The sequence below is a fragment of the Ruegeria sp. HKCCA0235A genome (assembly GCF_013033235.1).
Taxonomy (GTDB): domain Bacteria; phylum Pseudomonadota; class Alphaproteobacteria; order Rhodobacterales; family Rhodobacteraceae; genus Ruegeria.
In genome coordinates, this window is record NZ_WQDQ01000005.1 from 111904 (window position 1) to 129434 (window position 17531).

Consider the following 17531-nt stretch of genomic DNA (forward strand, 5'->3'; position numbering starts at 1 on the left):
TGGGAAAATGCCTGACACAACCACTCAGATGCGGCGCGAGATCGATGAGATTCCCGACGCCGTAGACCGCCTTCTGACCGAAGGTGCAGATTTGATCGCGCAAACCGCCGACGAGATCCGGGCCCGCGACCCGCGGTTCCTGATCTCGGTGGCGCGCGGATCCTCGGATCATGCGTGCAGTTTTCTGAAATACGCCTCGGAACTGTTGCTTGGTTTGCCGATGGCTTCGGTCGGACCGTCGGTGAAATCCATCTACGGGGTCGACATGCGTTGCGAGGATGCAATCTGCATCTCAGTCTCACAATCCGGTCAGAGCCCGGATATCGTGCAGCTCACGCAGTCGCTCACATCCGGCGGGGCTTACTCGGTCGCGATCACGAACAACCCTGCCTCTGCCCTGGCCGAGGCGGCTGCGGCAACACTGCCCATTCACGCGGGCCCCGAACTGAGCGTGGCGGCGACAAAGACATTCGTGACGTCTCTGGTCGCCGGGCTGTGGCTGATTGCGCAGGTGAAGCGCGATGATCACCTGCTACGCGCAATCCATGGGCTGCCGGACAGTTTGTCGACCGCAATCGCCTGCGACTGGAGCGCCGTGGCGGACGCGGTGGACGGTCGGTCTTTGTTTACCTTGGGTCGGGGCCTGTCTTTGGCAATCTCCAACGAAGCCGCGTTGAAATTCAAGGAAACCTGCCAGATCCACGCAGAAAGCTATTCGGCGGCCGAGGTTCTGCACGGCCCGGTTTCCATCGTGGATCAGGGCTTTCCCGTGCTTGCCCTGTCGTCCGGGGATGCAGCAGAGGACAATCTGGCCGAAGTTGCGGACGCACTGGCGTCCAAAGGCGCTGTGGTTTTCGCCACAACCGGCCGTGTGAAACACGCCACAGAACTGCCCTATGTCCGGACGTCGCATTGGATGACGGACCCGATACCGACAATCGCTGCGTTTTATGGAATGGTGGAAAAGGTGGCCACACAACGCGGGATCGACCCGGACACACCACGCCATCTGAAAAAAGTGACGGAAACGGTATGACCAGCTCTACTGTTACTTTTGCGGGCGGCCCGATCTTCGATGGCACTGAATTGCGTGAAGGACACGCCGCACGGTTCAGAAACGGCGTGCTGGATGCGTTGCTACCTGAGGCCCAGATCACACAGGATGACCAGATCGAGGATCTGCATGGCGACATCCTCAGCCCCGGCTATGCGGACTTGCAGGTCAACGGCGGCGGGGGCGTGATGTTCAACGACGATCCATCGGTTCACACGCTGACCCAAATCGCCAGCGCTCATCGCGCGCTGGGTGCCACTCGCATCCTGCCAACCCTGATCACGGACACGGCCGAGAAAACCCGGGCCGCAATTGATGCCGCCATCAAGGCCGTCCAGACGGGTGTTTCGGGCATTGCGGGCCTGCATCTGGAAGGTCCGCACCTGTCTGTGCGACGCAAAGGTGCACATGATGCCGCCCTGATCCGCCCGATGCAGCAAACTGATCTGGAAATACTGTTCGACGCTGCAAAACACCTGCCTGCATTGATGGTCACGCTGGCGCCCGAAAGCACAACTCTGCAACAGGTTGAAGAATTGAAGCGTGCGGGGATCATCGTTTCTCTGGGGCATACGGACGCCCCCTTTGAAACCTGCCTGGCGTTTTCAAGGGCTGGGGCGCGGTGCGCAACGCATCTGTTCAATGCAATGAGCCAGCTCGGCAGTCGTGAACCGGGACTGGTCGGCGCGGCTCTATCCTGCGGGTCGTTATCGGCGGGCTTGATCGCGGATGGCATCCACGTTCATCCCGATACGATGCGGATTGCCTGGGCCGCCAAACGCGGACCAGGGCGGATTTTCCTTGTCAGCGATGCGATGGCGGTCGCCGGAACGTCACTGACCGAGTTTCAGTTGGAAGGACGCCGCATCCGGCGGGAAAACGGCAGGCTGACTTTGGAGGATGGCACTCTGGCCGGGGCCGACCTGTGCCTGACAAAGGCGGTGCGGGTTCTGACGGAACAAGCAGAGATCCCCGTTCAGGATGCACTCGCCGCAGCAACAAGCGTTCCGCTTGGGATGATTTCCGGTAAAAGCACAGGAATGAAACCTGACCTGTCGCAGATGATACGGATTTCCCCGGATCTGTCCGGGGTCAGACCGGTGCAACCCTGACCCAATCCTCGTTGATCCGACCGGCTGCGCAGCGCGCGCGATGCCAATGCTGCATGCGTTTGTTGGCGACCGAATTCTGATTTTTCAAATCTTCACGAATAGAGCTGTCAACTTTTTGCGGGTGGTCCGCCCCGATCCTTCGGCGCATATTTCAGGCATATGACATTTTTCAGGAGCATGCATGACCGCCAAGTATTATTCTCCACACGGTGGGCACCCTGGTCAGGAGCAATTGCTGACTGACCGCGCCGTATTTACTGACGCTTATGCAGTGATCCCAAAGGGAACGATGCGGGATATCGTGACCAGTTTTCTGCCGTTTTGGGACGACACCCGCTTATGGGTGATATCACGCCCGCTCAGCGGCTTTGCTGAAACCTTTTCGCAATACATCATGGAGGTTCAGCCCGGCGGTGGCTCTGACCGGCCCGAGACCGATCCCGAAGCCGAAGGCGTTTTGTTCGTGGTCGAAGGTACAGCGACCTTGACGGCCGACGGCGCGACCTACGAGCTGACACCCGGCGGCTATGCCTACCTGCCCGCTGAATGCAACTGGACCTTACGAAACCGAGGCGGTGAGACCCTGCGTTTCCATTGGATTCGAAAGGCTTATGAAGCGGTGGAAGGGCTTGACCGCCCGGACGTTCTGGTTCTCAACGAAAATAAGATCACGCCAACGCCGATGCCCGGAACCGACGGCAAATGGGCCACGACGCGCTTTGTCGACCCAAGTGACCTGCGGCACGATATGCACGTGACCGTGGTGACTTTCGAGCCCGGCGCTGTCATTCCTTTCCTTGAAACACATGTGATGGAACATGGTCTGTATGTTCTTGAGGGAAAGGCCGTCTACAGGCTGAACAATGATTGGGTAGAGGTCGAGGCCGGCGATTACATGTGGTTGCGCGCGTTCTGCCCGCAGGCCTGCTATGCAGGCGGGCCGGGTAAGTTCCGTTACCTGCTGTACAAAGACGTGAACCGTCATATGGCATTGCGGCCGGGGCCAGCGGCTTATCCGCAGCACCGGCGTCTCAGGACAGCGGCGCAGAAATAGTCCCGCCGATGGCCAGAGTTAACTGATGCGCCGCCTCGATCACGGGGCGGCTTAGGCGTGCGATTTCGGTTTCGCTGACGCGGCTTGTCGGTCCGGATACCGAAATCCCGGCTACAGCCTCTCGGTTGATGTCGAAAACCGGCGCTGCGATACATCGCATACCCGCGTTTTTTTCTTCGTTGTCTATCGAGAAGCCCTGTGCCCTGACCATGGCAAGATCTTCTTTCAGCGCGTCCGGGCTGGTAATCGACCGGTCCGTGAAGGCCCGCAGTTCCGTCTTGGCCAACAGCCGGTCCAGCCGATCTTCATCCATATATGCCAACAAAGCTTTCCCGATGCCCGATGCGTGCATCGGAGACAGCGTGCCCGGAGGGAAAAACGCCCGGATGCTGGCATGGGTTTCAACCTGGCTCAGGAACAGCACCATTCCTTCCTTCTCGACCCCAAGGTTTGCGGTCTCGCCGGTGGCCTCCATCAGCTTTCGCATCACGGGTCGGGCCCGGTCCACAAGGCTGGTGCGACGCAGGAAGCGCGAGCCGATTACGAACGCACGAGGACCGATGTGCCAGACCTGCTCGTCATGATCGAACTCGACAAGTCCCCTGCCCTCAAGCGTAACGAGAATTCGATAAACTGTGGCGGGCGACTGGCCCATTTCGTCGGACAGCGCGGTTAACGCCTTGCCCTGCGCTTCACTCAAATACTCAAAAACTTCCATCGCACGGTCCAGAGATTTGATCGTGTTTTGCGCTGTCTTGTCGTCCCATCCCCGTGGTCTTCCACGGGCTTTTCTGCGGACTTCGCGAGTATTGTCTTGAGAATCCATAAAAACCCTTTGATCATTCGTGAAAGACTAATTCATGATATGAAAAATATAACACACTGACAATTATAAATTAAATTCAAAACGTGGTGTTTCGAAAGTCTTTTTCAAAAATATATCGGGCAGAGGGGCTAGAACTTATTGTGTGGTCAACGACGGAAGGAGACCACCCATGAGCTTTCAAAATCCCGTTTTCATTCCGGGCCCGACCAATATCCCCGAAAGCCTTCGCAAGGCTTGCGACATGCCCACGATCGATCACCGCTCGCCACTGTTCGGGCAAATCCTACATCCAGCGCGCGCGGGTGTTCAGAAAGTCCTGAAAAGCAACAGCGCCGAAGTCTTCATCTTCCCGTCGACCGGAACAGGAGGCTGGGAGACCGCGCTGACCAACACCCTGTCGGCCGGTGACAAGGTTCTGGCGGCACGCAACGGCATGTTCAGCCATCGCTGGATCGATATGTGCCAGCGCCACGGTCTGAACGTCGAGATCGTCGAAACCCCTTGGGGCGAAGGTCTGCCAGCCGATCGTTACGAAGAGATCCTGACCGCCGACACAAGCCACGAAATCAAGGCTGTTCTTGCCACGCACAACGAAACGGCGACCGGTGTGAAATCGGATATTGCCGCTGTACGCAAGGCTCTGAATGCTGCCGGGCACCCCGCAATGCTGTTCGTCGATGGTGTTTCATCGATCGGATCCATGGATTTCCGTTTTGACGAATGGGGCGTTGATGTGGCCGTCACGGGTTCGCAGAAAGGGTTCATGTTGCCTGCGGGCCTTGCCATCGTCGGGTTCAGCCAGCGGGCAATGGACGCGACCAGCACAGGGACCCTGCCCCGCACCTTCTTTGACGTGCACGACATGGCGAAAGGCTATGCCAACAGCGCATACCCCTACACACCTGCGGTTGGCTTGATGAATGGCCTCAATCAGGCCTGTGACATGCTGCTGGGTGAAGGTTTGGAAAACGTCTTTGCCCGGCATCACCGTATTGCCGAAGGCGTACGTGCCGCCGTGGGCGCCTGGGGGCTGGACCTGTGCGCGGCGGACCCATCGGTATACTCTGACACCGTCAGCGCGATCCGCACGCCAAACGGTCTCAACGCCACCGATATTGTCACGCACGCGGCCGAAAAATACGGCGTTGCCTTCGGTGTCGGCCTTGGCGAAGTCGCGGGCAAGGTATTCCGCATCGGGCATCTGGGAAGCCTGACGGATGTCATGGCCCTGTCCGGGATTGCCACTGCTGAAATGTGCATGGTCGACCTGGGCCTGAACATCCAGTTGGGCTCGGGCGTGGCGGCTGCGCAGGAATATTATCGCGGTCATTCGGGCGCCGTTCAAAAGGACGCCGCATGATGAAGGACTGCAACATGTATATCCCGACCTACGAGGACATGCTGGCGGCACATGATCGGATTGAACCTTTCATCCGCCGCACACCGGTACGTACTTCGGACTTTCTGAACGAGCTGAGCGGTGCACAGCTGTTCTTCAAATGTGAAAACTTTCAGGAACCGGGCGCCTTCAAGGTTCGCGGCGCTGCAAACGCCGTGTTTGGCCTTGATGATGATCAGGCCAAGAAAGGCGTTGCAACCCATTCTTCGGGCAACCACGCCTCGTGCCTGTCCTATGCGGCAATGAAGCGGGGCATACCGTGCAACGTCGTCATGCCACGCACTGCGCCACAGACCAAGAAAGACACGGTGCGGCGCTATGGTGGGAAGATCACGGAATGTGAGCCCTCCACCTCGTCGCGCGAAGCAACCTTTGCCGAGGTTCAGGCCGCCACGGGCGGGGACTTCGTGCACCCCTACAACGATCCGCGCGTGATTGCCGGGCAAGGCACCTGTTCGCGCGAGTTCATCGAACAGACCGATGGACTAGACGCGGTTGTCGCACCTATCGGCGGGGGCGGCATGGTGTCCGGCACCTGTCTGACACTGTCGACGCTCGCCCCGGAAACCGCGATCATCGCGGCGGAACCGGAACAGGCCGACGATGCCTATCGCAGCTTCAAAGCCGGCCACATCATCGCGGATGACGCACCCAAGACGATTGCCGACGGGCTGCTGGTTCCACTGAAAGAGCTGACCTGGCATTTCGTGTCGAACCATGTCTCTGAAATCTACACGGCCTCAGAGCAAGAGATCATCGATGCGATGAAGCTGACGTGGAAACACCTTCGGATCGTGATGGAGCCATCTTCGGCCGTTCCGCTGGCCACGATCCTGAAGAACCCGGACGCATTCAAAGGCAAACGTGTCGGCCTGATCATAACCGGGGGCAATGTCGATCTGGACAGGCTGCCCTGGCTGAACGCGTGACATCAATCCCGACATAGGAATACGGAAATGAAAGATATGACCAATCTCGACGAATTCGAAGTAGGCTTTGACATTCCGGCCAAGCCCGGAATGGACGAAGCAGATATCCAGACCCCCTCTCTTGTGCTGGATCTCGATGCGCTTGAGCGCAACATCAAGAAGATGGGCGACTATGCCAAGGCGCACGGCATGCGCCACCGCGTGCATGGAAAAATGCACAAATCGGTAGACGTGGCCAAGTTGCAGGAGAAGATCGGAGGCGCTGTTGGCGTCTGCTGCCAGAAAGTTTCAGAGGCCGAAGTGTTCGTGCGCGGCGGTATCAAGGACGTTCTGGTCTCGAACCAGGTGCGTGACCCCGCCAAGATCGACCGTCTTGCCAGCCTGCCAAAGCTGGGCAGCCGCATCATCGTCTGTGTCGATGATCTGGACAATGTCGCGGATCTTTCAGGCGCAGCGGTGGATCACGGAACACAGTTGGAGGTCTTCGTCGAAATCGACTGCGGCGCTGGCCGGTGCGGTGTGACGACAACATCCGACGTGATCGAAATCGCCAAAGCGGTCGAAGCAGCCGAGAACCTGAAATTCACCGGCATTCAGGCCTATCAGGGCGCAATGCAGCACCTCGACAGCTATGAGGCGCGCAAGGAAAAGCTCGACACCGCAATTGCGATGGTAAAGGACGCGGTTAAAGGCCTCAAAGCCGAAGGCATCGAATGCGAATTGGTCTCGGGCGGCGGCACCGGCTCATATTACTTCGAATCCAACTCGGGCGTGTACAACGAACTGCAATGCGGGTCCTACGCCTTCATGGACGCCGATTATGGCCGGATCCTGGACAAGGACGGCAACCGGATCGATCAAGGCGAGTGGGAAAACGCATTCTTCATCCTGACCAGCGTCATGAGCCACGCCAAGGCGGACAAGGCGATCGTCGATGCGGGCCTCAAGGCGCAATCGGTGGACAGCGGCCTGCCCGTTATCTTCGGCCGAGATGATGTCGAGTACATCAAATGTTCAGACGAACACGGCGTCGTCATGGACCCGAACGGCGTGCTGAAGGTCAACGACAAGCTCAGGCTGGTTCCGGGGCACTGCGACCCAACCGCAAATGTACATGATTGGTATGTCGGCGTTCGCAACGGCAAGGTCGAGACCGTCTGGCCCGTATCCGCCCGCGGACGCGCTTATTGATCCGAACTTGCTCTGTTTGGGAGGGCTGGCTCGGAAGCAGCCAGACAGCCGCCCGCGTGTATGCTCTCCTTCCGGCGGTGGCACGAGGGCGCACGAATGTTTGATTGGAGAATGAAATGCTGATCGTACCCGAGCGTGAGATCGCTGACCTTATGACCCGACAAGCGGCTTTTGACGCGGTCGAACAGGTCTTTGCCGCAATGGCGTCCGGCGACGCCTACAACTTCCCTGTCGTGCGTGAAGCCATCGGGCACGAAGATGCACTGTACGGCTTCAAAGGGGGGTTTGACCGCGCCGGCCTGACGTTGGGACTAAAGGCGGGCGGCTATTGGCCGAACAATCTGGAAAAACGCGGGCTGATCAACCACCAGTCCACCGTTTTTCTTTTCGACCCCGACACGGGCAAGCCATCTGCGATGGTCGGCGGGAACCTTCTGACGGCCCTTCGAACGGCGGCAGCATCTTCGGTATCGATCAAGCATCTCGCACGCAGGGACGCCAAGGTCATAGGCATGATAGGCGCTGGCCACCAGGCAGCCTTTCAGCTTCGCGCGGCACTGGAGCAGCGCGCCTTTGAAAAGGTCATTGGCTGGAACTACCACCCTGAAATGCTGCCGAATATCGAGAAGGTCGCCAATGAAGCCGGCGTTCCGTTCCAGGCGGTAGAGCTTGACGAAATGACTGAGGCGGATGTGATCATTTCGATCACTTCGGCCTTTGCGCCATCGCTGATGGCGAACCATGTCAGCGCCGGAGCTCATATCGCCTGCATGGGCACGGACACTAAAGGAAAACAGGAAGTTGAAGCCGCCCTTCTGGCCAGGGCAAGCGTGTTCACGGACGAAGTCGCGCAATCCGTCAGCATCGGTGAAGCGCAGCACGCGGTGGCCGAAGGCCTGATCCAAGAAAGCGATGTGGCGCAGCTTGGCGCGGTCATCAACGGCACCGATCCGGGCCGGATATCAGACAATCAGATCACGCTGTTCGATGGCACGGGTGTGGGCCTTCAAGATCTTGCGGTCGCCGCGTCCGTGGTTGACCTCGCCGTTCGGAAAGGGGTCGCGATCGAGGTCGATTTCTGAAGCCAGACGGCGACACCTTCTTGGGCATTGTCTCGGCGGTCCTTTTGGGCGGAGAGCTTTTGACAGCAGATCTCCATTAAATGGTGACCAAAAAATGAAACGCGGCGCGCCAAGGCGCACCGCTTCATGTTTTTTCCAGGAAGATAAGTGTATCAGGCCGAACGCATCAGACGTGGTCGTCTTGCTCGATGGACCCAAGACCATGTCCGGCCATGCCGCCCGAGACCTCTTCCGTCGCTTCGTCGGAAAGTTCTTCGGGAAGCACCAGATTCAATACAATGGCGATGACGGCGGCGGGCAGGATTCCTGATGTCGCCAGAACCTTCAATGTGCCGGGCAAGTATTGCAACGCGTTGGGTTCCAGTTGCAAACCCAGTCCAAGGCTCAGGGCGATTGCAAAAATCACCATGTTGCGCCGGTTCCAGTTCACGTCCGACAGCATCGAGACCCCTGCGGCAACAACCATGCCAAACATCACGATCACGCCGCCGCCAAGAACCTCGATCGGAATGGACGAGATTATCGCCCCGATCTTGGGGATAAGCCCACAAACGATCAGGAAAACCGCGCCGATGGTCACGACCATGCGGCTCATGACTCCGGTCATGGCAATCAACCCGACATTCTGGCTGAACGACGTGTTCGGCAGCGCCCCAAACAGGCCAGAGATCGCAGTACCAAGACCATCGGCATAGGTCGCGCCCTGTATTTCCCTGTCGGTGGCTTCGCGGCCAGCGCCCCCTTTGGTGATACCGGATACGTCCCCAACGGTTTCAACGGCAGAAACAAAGGACATTGCACAGAAACCGATGATGGCCGCGACCGAAAATTCAAGGCCAAAATGCAGGGGGTTCGGCAGCGCAAAGGATGTCGCGTTGCCGACATTGCCTAAGTTCACCTGGCCAAGCAGAAAGGCCACGGCGTATCCGACCAGCAGACCGATCAGAACAGCCGACACGGACAGCATGCCCCGTGCAAAGAATTTCAGGCCAAGCGTGACCACGATAACGGTTCCCGCCATGAACCAGTTCAGACCCGAGCCATATTCCTCGGTACCTATGGCAGGCACACCGCCGGCGGCATATTGAATGCCGACTTTGACAAGGGCCAGGCCGATCATGGTTACCACAAGGCCCGTAACCAGCGGCGGAAGAGCAAAGCGAATGCGCCCTATGAACAACCCGAGGAATGCGTGGAACAAGCCACCGACAACAACACCGCCCATCAGGACGGCAATGGCGTCAACGCCCTTTCCAACCACCAGCGGAATCATGATCGGGATGAAGGCAAACGATGTTCCCTGCACGATGGGCAACCGGGCACCAACAGGCCCCACACCAATAGACTGAAACAACGTGGCGACGCCCGCAAAGAACATCGACATCTGGATCATATAGATCATCTGCGGGAAATCGGGGCTGTTCGAGCCAAAGCCGAAACCAGCCGCGCCGCAAACGATAATGGCTGGCGTGACGTTGGACACGAACATCGCCAGCACATGCTGAATTCCCAGCGGCACCGCCTTCAGCAGCGGCGGAGTGTAATTCGGATCGCGGAGTTGCTCCGGCGTTCCGATGGATGCATCTGACATTTTGTTTTTCCTCCCTTGAGGTTCGCAGCCGGCTCCTCTTCCGGCAACGCGCCTCATTCTGTGATTTCAAAAGCCTCCTCGAACCAATGCTCTTCGAGGTTGGGCCCGGCTCCAATTCGGTCGACCACCGCAAAAAGTCCGGGCGCATGAAGCGGGGTCAGAACGCCATGCCAGGTGTTGCGATGATAATTCACTCCCTGTCCGGGCGCTGTTTTGAAGGCGATGGGCCGCCCGGGCGTGCCGTTCTCATCCGGGGCCACAACCACGACAAATGGTTTGTCCGACAAAGGCAAAAAGGCCTGGCTGCCATCAGGATGGCGTTCAACCATTTCCAATTTGATCGGCAGACTGAAGGCTTCGGACTGAAACACGCTGATACCCGCGCGCCCATCGTGGAAATCCAACACGGCCCGGTCGTGATAGCGCGCGCATTTACCCTGATTGATAAGCTTGTCCACCTGGCCCGTCGCCTCGATGACATCGCCGAAAGGTGCAAATGCCTCTGACGTCAAGGGGCGGAGCTTCAAGGCAGCCGTCATTGTGCGAACTTCTCGATCAGGCGCAATTCGGCAATACGCTCAACCTGACGGCAGGCTTCGGCGAATTCGCTGTCGCGGTCATTGTCGATGCGACGGCGAAAGGCTTCCAGAATGCTGGCTTTGGTGTTGTCTTTGACGGCAATGATGAAAGGAAAGCCGAACTTGGTCGTGTAGGCTTCGTTCAACGCCGTGAACGTTGCGCGTTCTTCATCGGTCAGCATGTCCAGACCCGCACCGGCCTGTTCCGCGGTGCTTTCCTTGGTCAGGCGGCCGGCGGCGGCCAGCTTGCCCGCCAGGTCCGGGTGGGCTGTCAGAACGCCAAGGCGCTGCTCGGGCGAGGCGGAACGGAACACACGCGCCAGCGCGTTGTGGACACCAGCGGCATTGTCATGCGTCGGGCCCAGTTCCAGTTCATACGCACCTTCGGCAATCCACGGGCTATGCTCGAACACGCCGCCGAATTCCAACACGAAGGTTGGTCGATCCATTTCGGACGGGGTCAGCCGTTGCACCGGTGGGAGTTCCCTGGCCCAGTGGTCGGCAATCTGCTCGCGCGTTGCGAACCAGACACCGTCGTGGTTTCTGAAATAATCAAGTGCGCGTTTCAGCGCCATGGCGCGACCCGGGCGACCGATCAGACGGCAGTGCAACCCAATCGAGAGCATCTTGGGCGCGCCCGCCTCACCCTCGGCATAGAGCATGTCAAAGCTGTCTTTCAGATAGCTTTCGAATTGTTCCCCATTGGTGAACCCAGCCTGGATTGCAAAGCGCATATCGTTGCAGTCCAGTGTATAGGGCATGATCAGTTGATCCTTGCCCCCTGCCTTAATCCAATATGGCAGATCGTCGGCGTAGCTGTCGGCGATATAGGCAAAGTCGCCTTCCCTGGCGGCCAGTTCGACCGTATTCATCGAACAGCGGCCCGTATACCAACCACGGGGCGGCTGACCTGTAACCTCTGTGTGCAGGCGGATTGCTTCGCGGATCTGGGAACGTTCTTCTTCTGCGCCCATGTCCTTGTGTTCAATCCACTTCAAACCGTGGCTGGCGATCTCCCACCCGGCATGCTTCATCGCCGCAACCTGAGCAGGTGCACGCGCCAAAGCGGTTGCAACGCCGTAGACGGTAACAGGCAGATCCTGCAAAAGGCGATGCACGCGCCAGAACCCCGCGCGGCTCCCGTATTCATAGATCGATTCCATGTTCCAGTGCCGTTGCCCCGGCCACGGGGCGGCTCCGGTGATCTCGGACAGAAACGCTTCGGATGCGGCATCGCCGTGCAGAACGTTGTTTTCACCGCCCTCTTCGTAATTCAGCACGATCTGAATGGCGATTTTGGCGTCGTTCGGCCAGTTTGCTTTGGGAACTTGCCCACCGTAACCGGTCATGTCTCGTGGATAAGGCTTCACATCGGTTTCCTTCTTCTCGAATTGATCAATACCCCAGATAATCAAAGATGTTTTTCAAAAAATGCAGAAAGCAGCTTCCCACAGACTGCCTTTGCTCCTGGATGCGAAAACAGACTAGTAACTGTATAACTTGAGGAGTAGCGCAAATGACCGGTTACCTTACAACACATGTTCTGGATACGGCACGGGGGTGCCCCGCCGAAGGATTGAAAATTGAACTGTTCCGCATTGAAGGTGCAGACCGCCAGTTACTGAAAACTCTGGTCACCAATGACGACGGCAGGACCGACGAACAAATTCTGCCCGAAGCAGAGTTTTCAACAGGTGACTACGAACTTGTCTTCCATGCCGGGGATTACCTTGATGCCTGCGGCACACCACCTGAAAACCCGCGCTTTCTGAACGTCATCCCGATCCGGTTTGGAATGTCCGAACATTCGCATTACCACGTGCCTCTGCTGCTTTCGCCCTTCGGGTACTCGACCTATCGCGGCAGCTGAGCAACCTACCGAGCCGTATTTGCCGCCGCGATCGACGATCCGATGCGTTCGATTATGAATTCCATGAAAAGCCGCGTTTTGGGGTCCTGCATACGGCGGTGCGTAAACAGACATGCCATCTGAATCGGTTCTGGCGGCGTCTTTTCCGCCACCGGAACCAGTGTCCCGGCCTTGAGATGTTGAGCGATCTCAAAAATCGGCTTCAACGCGATACCATGTCCGCCAAGGGCCCAGTCTGTCAGCACGTCGCCATCGTCTGACTCGTAGCGCCCGGAAACCCGGAACCGTTTTGGCCCCGTATCGGTCCTCAAAAGCCATTGAAACTCGGTCGCGCCCGGGAACCGCAAATTGAGACATTCGTGCTCATCAGCGATCAACGCGTCCCCGCTTTCGGGCATCCCGCGCTTTTTGATGTATTTCGGGGATGCACAAAGCACTCTTTCGACATCCGCGATCTTGCGAATACGCAGGTTGCTGTCCTCTGGCTGACCAAGAAAAAATGCCAAGTCCAGACCTTCGGTTGTCAGATCTACCTTTCGGTCGGTAAGCCTTAACCGAACGTTCACCTCGGGGTACTCGGCGAGAAATTTCGGGACCTGCGGCGCAATCAACCGACGCCCGACCCCCAAAGGCGCCGCGACATAGAGTGACCCTTTCAGGTTCTCGGTAAGATTGACGATCTGGGCTTCGGCACTTTCGACTGCTTCTAGTATCTCTGCCGCGCCACGATAGAAAGATTTTCCCTGCTCGGTGGGCGTCAGGCTGCGTGTCGTGCGTTGGAACAAACGCACGCCAAGATGCTCTTCCAATTGCGATATTCGCGCCGACGTGACGGCTGGCGAAACCCTCAGATCACGGCCCGCGGCGGACATGCTGCCCAATTCATAGACCCGGACAAAGGTTCTGATGTTATCAAGGTAGGACATTTTTTTGCATTTTTTGATACTGCTTGGTCTTTACCAGCAATACCAGAACAAAACACACTCGCATAGAGTAACCGGAAGCAAAGAATCTTAGGAGCAAAGCCATGTATGACTTGGCCGTAATGTGGGAGTGGATCGCCTTTTCCGTCCGCTGGCTGCATGTGATCACCGCGATGGCGTGGATTGGGGCGTCATTCTACTTTATCGCGCTGGACCTCATGCTAAAGCCGAACCCAGCCCTGCCGGACGGGGCCTACGGCGAAGAATGGGAAGTACATGGCGGCGGCTTCTACCACACCGTCAAATACCTGGTTGCGCCCTCGCGCATGCCCGAGCACCTGACCTGGCACAAATGGCAGAGTTACACGACCTGGCTGTCAGGTGCGGCGTTGCTCATGATCATATACTGGGTTGGTGGCGAGCTGTTCCTGCTTGATCCGACCAAAGTGGACCTGGCGCTGTGGCAGGGGATTCTGATTTCCGGCGGATCGCTGACCATTGGTTGGTTGCTCTACGACCAGATGTGCAAATCCAAGCTGAGCGATCACCCGACCGTTCTGATGCTGCTGTTGTTCGTGATCCTGGTGATCATGTCCTGGGGTTACAACCAGATCTTCACCGGTCGTGCCGCGCTTTTGCATCTTGGCGCCTTCACTGCGACGATCATGACGGCCAACGTGTTCTTTCAGATCATGCCGAACCAGCGGATCGTGGTCGAAGACCTCAAGGCCGGTCGGACGCCTGATGCCAAATACGGCAAGATCGCCAAGGTACGATCCACGCATAACAACTACCTGACTTTGCCGGTCGTGTTCCTGATGTTGTCGAACCACTATCCGCTTGCTTTCGGCACCGAGTATTCCTGGATCATCGCCAGCCTGATCTTTCTGACGGGCGTCACCATCCGTCACTATTTCAACACGATGCACGCAACCGGGAAAGGCCCGCACTGGACCTGGGGCGTGACGGTTCTGCTAATGGTCGTGATCGCCTGGCTGTCGTCGGTGAGAAACACCGAGACATGGGAGGACGCCGAGGCGCGCGACCTGACGCCATACGAGCAGAAATATGCGTCCGCCGCGAGCTTCGAAGACGCCTATGACACGGTCTTGGGCAATTGCTCGATGTGCCACGCCCGCGAGCCGGTGTACGGCACCATGAAATGGGCCCCGAAGAAAGTTTACCTTGAGACACCCGGCGATGTCGCCCGACATGCTGACCAGATCTATCTGCAAGCCGGGATCAGCCACGCAATGCCGCCACCATCAGCAGTGCAAATGGATGAAGAGGCACGCCAAACCCTCATCGCATGGGTGCGTGAAGTCAGAAACCAATAGTCGCCTGCGCGCGAAACCATGACAGCGAACCGGGCCGTGATGCCCGGTTTTCTTTATGCGAAAAAGCGTTTGCTGTGTTGCGCAATATGTTCGACAAACAGGCGCACCTTGGGATCTTGCAGCTTTTTGTGCGGATAAAGACACCCGAAAATCGTTGGCAAGGGGGGCGTCTCGGGCAGGACCTCGACCAGCCGCCCATCCTCGAGAAACTCCCGCACGTCAAAGCGCGGCTTGTTGACGATCCCACGACCGGCCAAGGCCCAGTCCGTCAGCACATCACCATCATCCGCGTCGTATTTGCCGCCAACTTCAAGCTTTCGCGGCCCCATGTCAGTGCGAAGAGTCCAATAGTATTCCGGAGACCTTGGATAACGCAGCAACAGGCAGTTATGGGGCATGTGCAACAAATCATCCGGTGTTTTGGGCGTCCCAAACCGCGACAGGTAATCGGGCGAAGCGCACAGAACACGATCACAATCCGCGAACTTCCGCAGTTTCATGGTTGAATCGCCGGGTTCACCAATGAAAAAGGCGATATCCAGACCGTCGGCCAGAATGTCCACCTTGCGATCGGACAGACGCATGCGAATCTCTGTTTCCGGGTAGCGGTCAGAAAATTCCGGCACCAGAGGCGCAACGATTCTGCGCCCGACACCCAAAGGCGCGGTGATGCGGATCGCCCCCCGAGGCGCGTCGGAAAAGCTGGCGACACGCGCTTCGGCGTGATCAAGCGCCAGCAGGACCGCCTTGGCTTCATCGTAGAAAACCGTCCCCACTTCGGTTGGTGTCATCGACCGGGTGGTTCGGTTGAACAGCCGCACACCCAGATGGTTTTCAAGCTCTTTCAACCGTTTGCTGGCCACCGCCGGGGTCAACCGAAGATCACGCCCGCCAGAGGTGATGCTGCCCAGCTCCATCACTCGGACAAAAACACGCAGACTTTCGATGTAAGACATTGGATCCTCCCAGCAGCGAAAGAATGCGCCATGGCCCCATCTTTTTCAACGATCTGTTGAAAGTATTTGCCGTTTGCAGCGATTTTCCACCTCAATCTTTGCTCCTATGGTTCCACTGACCACCCTCCGGAAGGCAGGGGCAGAGGGAGAATTCCATGACGCATCGCGCCGACATCCAATTTGTCCTGAATGGCCGGGACGTGTCCGTCGCAAATGTTTCGGCAGACCAGACGCTTCTGGATTTCCTGCGGCTGGACCGCCGGCTGACAGGTACCAAGGAAGGCTGCGCCGAAGGCGACTGCGGTGCTTGCACCGTTCTTGTCGGGCGGCTTGGTGACGCTGGTCTGACCTATGCTCCGGTCAATGCCTGTATCCGGTTTCTTGCCTCCGTCGATGGCTGCCATGTGGTCACGGTTGAACACCTGTCCGGGCCTCAGGGCCGGCTGCACCCGGTTCAACAAGCCATGGTCGATCATCATGGCAGCCAGTGCGGGTTCTGCACACCGGGCTTCGTCATGGCCCTCTATGCGCTTTGGATGCAAACTCCGGAACCGACCGAAGTACAGGTTGAAACCGCATTGCAGGGCAACCTGTGCCGCTGCACCGGGTATGAGCCGATCATCCGAGCGGCCATTGCCGTCAGCCGCTACGGCACCCCGGCATCTGATCATCTGAACACCGAACGCGAAACCATGACCGCGCGTCTGGCGGCCCTGAAGGACGGGCGGCGCGTGGTCTCCGGACCCGAAAACAACCTGAGCATTCTGCCATCCAGCGTCGATGATCTTGCCGAATGCCTGCAAGCATATCCAAACGCAACGATCGTGGCCGGAGCCACCGATGTGGGCCTGTGGGTGACCAAGTTCCTGCGCGACATTGGCCCCGCCATTTTCACCGGTCATCTCGAAGACCTGAAAACAGTCGAAAGACAGGGGTCTCTCCTCCTGATCGGTGCCGGCGCCAGCTACACCGATTGCCAGGACCTTCTGTCTGAACACCTGCCACACCTGTCCTCCTACTGGGATCGCATCGCAGGGTGGCAGGTGCGGAATTTGGGAACCGTCGGTGGAAACATCGCCAACGGCTCACCCATCGGGGACACGCCGCCGGTTCTTATCGCGCTTGGCGCGGAAATCACTCTGCGGCGCGGTTCCGAACGCCGAACCCTGCCTCTGGCTGACTTCTTCATCGACTATGGCAAGCAGGACCGTCTGCCAGACGAATTTGTCGAAAGCATCCGCGTGCCCCTGCCCCGACCCGATGATCTGGACGCGGCTTACAAGATTTCCAAGCGCCGAGACGAGGATATTTCTTCCGTGGCCGCCGGACTGCACATGAGCGTCACAGACGGGATCATCAGCGATGTGCGCATTGCATTCGGGGGCATGGCCGCCACGCCTAAACGCGCATCGACAGCCGAGGCGGCGCTGAACGGCCAACCCTGGGCACGCGAAAGTTTCGAAGCCGCCGCTGAAGCGCTGGCCGAGGATTTCTCACCTCTCACAGATTGGCGCGCATCATCGGACTATCGGATGCTGACCGCCCAAAACCTGCTGCGCCGGTTCTTCCTTGAAAACGACCACGCAACCGACACCCCCGTTCAACTGACTTGTGCCTGATCAGGAGACG

The 17531-nt window shown here is 58.1% G+C and carries 16 protein-coding genes; 10 read left to right on the forward strand and 6 right to left on the reverse strand.

The features are described 5' to 3' along the window. Positions 1-7: 7 nt before the first annotated feature. The 3 genes from GOW56_RS10475 (at position 8) to GOW56_RS10485 (ending at position 3220) form a co-directional block, all read left to right on the forward strand. Positions 8-1036, forward strand: coding sequence for an SIS domain-containing protein (locus GOW56_RS10475; RefSeq protein WP_171205822.1), 1029 nt, complete (start codon positions 8-10; stop codon positions 1034-1036). Further along, positions 1033-2166, forward strand: coding sequence for an N-acetylglucosamine-6-phosphate deacetylase (gene nagA, locus GOW56_RS10480; RefSeq protein WP_171205823.1), 1134 nt, complete (start codon positions 1033-1035; stop codon positions 2164-2166). The genes GOW56_RS10475 and nagA overlap by 4 nt, the downstream gene beginning before the upstream one ends. Positions 2167-2347: 181 nt before the next feature. Beyond that, positions 2348-3220 (forward strand): bifunctional allantoicase/(S)-ureidoglycine aminohydrolase, encoded by an 873-nt coding sequence (locus GOW56_RS10485; RefSeq protein WP_171205824.1) that lies wholly within the window; start codon positions 2348-2350, stop codon positions 3218-3220. On the opposite strand, the gene bhcR is transcribed toward GOW56_RS10485, so the two are convergent. Continuing rightward, a complete protein-coding gene (gene bhcR / locus GOW56_RS10490; RefSeq protein ID WP_171205825.1) occupies positions 3198-4046 on the reverse strand; it encodes an HTH-type transcriptional regulator BhcR in 849 nt (282 codons plus the stop codon). The genes GOW56_RS10485 and bhcR overlap by 23 nt on opposite strands. A gap of 169 nt (positions 4047-4215) precedes the next feature. On the opposite strand from bhcR, the gene bhcA reads away from it, so the two are divergent. The 4 genes from bhcA to bhcD all read left to right on the forward strand — a co-directional run bounded on the left by bhcA (position 4216) and on the right by bhcD (position 8647). After that, positions 4216-5406: an L-aspartate--glyoxylate aminotransferase BhcA gene (bhcA, locus tag GOW56_RS10495; RefSeq protein ID WP_171205826.1), complete on the forward strand. Its 1191-nt coding sequence runs from the start codon at positions 4216-4218 to the stop codon at positions 5404-5406. Beyond that, complete coding sequence (gene bhcB, locus GOW56_RS10500) at positions 5406-6374, forward strand: beta-hydroxyaspartate dehydratase BhcB (protein ID WP_171205827.1); 969 nt, start codon at positions 5406-5408, stop codon at positions 6372-6374. The genes bhcA and bhcB overlap by 1 nt, the downstream gene beginning before the upstream one ends. A 27-nt stretch (positions 6375-6401) precedes the next feature. Beyond that, on the forward strand, positions 6402-7565 hold the full coding sequence (gene bhcC, locus GOW56_RS10505) for a 3-hydroxy-D-aspartate aldolase BhcC (protein ID WP_171205828.1): 1164 nt from the start codon (positions 6402-6404) through the stop codon (positions 7563-7565). Between the two features lie 116 nt (positions 7566-7681). Then, a complete protein-coding gene (gene bhcD, locus GOW56_RS10510) occupies positions 7682-8647 on the forward strand; it encodes an iminosuccinate reductase BhcD (protein WP_171205829.1) in 966 nt (321 codons plus the stop codon). Between the two features lie 166 nt (positions 8648-8813). Here bhcD and GOW56_RS10515 read toward each other — a convergent pair whose 3' ends face one another. The 3 genes from GOW56_RS10515 to puuE are packed head-to-tail and all read right to left on the reverse strand — an operon-like array spanning position 8814 to position 12186. Beyond that, a complete protein-coding gene (locus GOW56_RS10515; RefSeq protein WP_171205830.1) occupies positions 8814-10238 on the reverse strand; it encodes a uracil-xanthine permease family protein in 1425 nt (474 codons plus the stop codon). 53 nt (positions 10239-10291) lie between these two features. Beyond that, complete coding sequence (locus GOW56_RS10520) at positions 10292-10777, reverse strand: ureidoglycolate lyase (protein WP_171205831.1); 486 nt, start codon at positions 10775-10777, stop codon at positions 10292-10294. Continuing rightward, positions 10774-12186, reverse strand: a complete 1413-nt coding sequence (gene puuE, locus GOW56_RS10525; protein WP_371807897.1) for an allantoinase PuuE — start codon at positions 12184-12186, stop codon at positions 10774-10776. The genes GOW56_RS10520 and puuE overlap by 4 nt, the downstream gene beginning before the upstream one ends. A 146-nt stretch (positions 12187-12332) precedes the next feature. On the opposite strand from puuE, the gene uraH reads away from it, so the two are divergent. Continuing rightward, a complete protein-coding gene (gene uraH / locus GOW56_RS10530) occupies positions 12333-12686 on the forward strand; it encodes a hydroxyisourate hydrolase (RefSeq protein ID WP_171118073.1) in 354 nt (117 codons plus the stop codon). Positions 12687-12691: 5 nt separating this feature from the next. On the opposite strand, the gene GOW56_RS10535 is transcribed toward uraH, so the two are convergent. Next, positions 12692-13612, reverse strand: coding sequence for a LysR family transcriptional regulator (locus GOW56_RS10535; RefSeq protein ID WP_152460538.1), 921 nt, complete (start codon positions 13610-13612; stop codon positions 12692-12694). 101 nt (positions 13613-13713) lie between these two features. On the opposite strand from GOW56_RS10535, the gene GOW56_RS10540 reads away from it, so the two are divergent. After that, positions 13714-14946 carry a urate hydroxylase PuuD gene (locus GOW56_RS10540; RefSeq protein WP_171205832.1) on the forward strand — a complete coding sequence of 411 codons (1233 nt, stop codon included), beginning with the start codon at positions 13714-13716 and terminating at the stop codon, positions 14944-14946. Between the two features lie 53 nt (positions 14947-14999). Here the strand turns inward: GOW56_RS10540 and GOW56_RS10545 are convergent, their stop codons facing one another. Then, complete coding sequence (locus tag GOW56_RS10545; protein ID WP_152460540.1) at positions 15000-15902, reverse strand: LysR family transcriptional regulator; 903 nt, start codon at positions 15900-15902, stop codon at positions 15000-15002. A gap of 155 nt (positions 15903-16057) precedes the next feature. On the opposite strand from GOW56_RS10545, the gene xdhA reads away from it, so the two are divergent. Beyond that, positions 16058-17521, forward strand: coding sequence for a xanthine dehydrogenase small subunit (xdhA, locus tag GOW56_RS10550; protein ID WP_171205833.1), 1464 nt, complete (start codon positions 16058-16060; stop codon positions 17519-17521). Positions 17522-17531: the final 10 nt, after the last annotated feature.